The following is a 1,914-nucleotide window of genomic DNA, read 5'->3' as shown; positions in this document are numbered from 1 at the left end:
GAACCGTCAAACGGGCGCGGCGGAGCGGTCACAAACTCGACTGGAACCGGCCCGCGACCCGCGCAATGACCGATCTGATAACCGACGAAGACAAAATTCTCACCGCCTATGAGTGGCGGCAGGGCATTATCAGCATGCCGATGGCATACGGGATCGTAGAAAATGCCCGGCGCGCGCGGCTGGGGATGGACAGGGACAGCTATGCGAAAGACATGGCCGAGCTGTGGGAGGCCTTTGCCGGGGTGTCGTTGACTCGCGAGCATGCGCAATTTGCCCGCAACTGGACGGCGGAAGAATTGCTCGCCGACGATCATGGCAACTACCGGCTCAATGACCCCTATCGCCGGTGGATGGTGGCGCAGGATGCGGTCGAACTGGGCGCGGCGGTGATTTTGACGACCGCTGGCCATGCCGCCGAACTGGGCATCGCTGGGGACAAGATGATCTATCTGCACAGCGGCGCCGATGCCAGCGTGCCGCTGATGAGCCATCAGGCCGACCTGTCGATCTCTCCCGCGATGGAAGTCGCCTTCCCCAAGGCGCTCGAACTGGCGGAACTGGACGCTGCGGATCTCGGCCCGATTGATATTTACAGCTGTTTCCCGGTGGCGGTGTCGCTGGCGATGGATGCGCTCGGCTCGCCGGACCGGCCACTGTCCTCCTATACCTTGACCGGCGGGCTCAGCTTTTTCGGCGGGCCGGGCAACAGTTATAGCGCGCACGGGATCGTTGCGCTGGTGCAGGCGTTGCGCAAGGATGGCAGCAAGCCGGGGATGATCTCGGCCAATGGCGGGGTGATCAACAAGGAATCGGTCGGCATTTACGCCGCGCAGCCGGTTGCCGGCGGATGGTCACCCGACCGGATGGCGGCACCGGTGCGGATACCCAAGCCAGACCATGTGAAAGAGGAACATTATTTCACCGGCAAGGCGGTGATCAAAAGCTATGCCATGGCTTATGGCAAGGCCGGCCGTGGTGCAGCGAGCCTGTGGCTGGAAGATGAGCAGGGCCTGCCGGCTATCGGCTTGTTGCCCGATGCGCCGGAAGACACGGATCTGATCGGCCTGGCGGTGGATGTCATCACGGATGACGACCGCAATATCGCGACGCTCAGCGGATAGTCTGCATATCCAGTAGCTCGATTTTCGGGGTCAGATAGCAGTCAACGCAAGGCTCTTCTTTCGCCAGATCGGTTGACAGATATTTGCTGTTGCTGTCGGCAAAGATTGTCGCGACCGCCTTGCGGGTTCCATCCGCGGCCGCGGGTTGCCGCAGGGCAAGCCTGATCGCTCCGACCAGATTGATGCCGCTCGAAATCCCGACGCCGAGACCGAACTCGCGGCTGAGCTTCTGCGCCATCAGGATCGCATCACCATCGTTGACGCCGATCACCCCGTCCAGTTCGGACAGATCGAGGATCGCGGGGATGAATTCGTCGGACAGGCCCTGTACCCGGTGCTGGCCGCATTTGTGGCCGACCGACAGGGTTGGCGATTCGATCGGTTCGACGGGGTGCACGGCAATGCTCGGGTCGCGGCCTTTCAGATAGCGGCCCATGCCCATGACCGTGCCGCCGGTGCCGACGCCGGCAACAAAGCCGCCGAGCGCACCGCCGTCCGATGCAATCTGATGCCAGAGTTCGGGACCGGTTCCTTCGGCATGTTCATCGGCGTTGACCGGGTTGGAGAACTGGCGGGGCAGATAGGCACCCTGTTCGCTCCACAGTTCCGCCGCAGCCATGCAGCCGAGAAAGCCGCCCTGCTCCCGGGAGATCAGGCGCACGTCGGCGCCGTAGATGGCAAGAATGGCACGCCGTTCGGCGCTGACCCAGTCGGGCATGAAAATGGTGACCGGATGACCGAGAGCGCAGCCAATGGCGGCGAACGAGATACCGCTGTTCCCGCTGGTCGCCTC

At 62.9% G+C, this 1,914-nt stretch carries 2 protein-coding genes; one reads left to right on the top strand and one right to left on the bottom strand.

Translation table 11 applies throughout. The annotated features are described in order from the left end of the window. Positions 1-1,121: hypothetical protein (locus WBM93_RS09470; protein WP_424431262.1), on the top strand; the 1,121-nt coding region annotated here is incomplete at its 5' end. On the opposite strand, the gene WBM93_RS09465 is transcribed toward WBM93_RS09470, so the two are convergent. After that, positions 1,111-1,914 (bottom strand): PLP-dependent cysteine synthase family protein (locus WBM93_RS09465; RefSeq protein ID WP_424431260.1); only part of this gene is annotated, 804 nt, incomplete at its 5' end. The genes WBM93_RS09470 and WBM93_RS09465 overlap by 11 nt on opposite strands.

The organism is Parasphingorhabdus sp., from assembly GCF_049667325.1.
GTDB lineage: Bacteria > Pseudomonadota > Alphaproteobacteria > Sphingomonadales > Sphingomonadaceae > Parasphingorhabdus.
The sequence above is the reverse complement of the archived record's forward strand: the minus strand, read 5'-3'. Positions and strand labels throughout refer to the sequence as shown.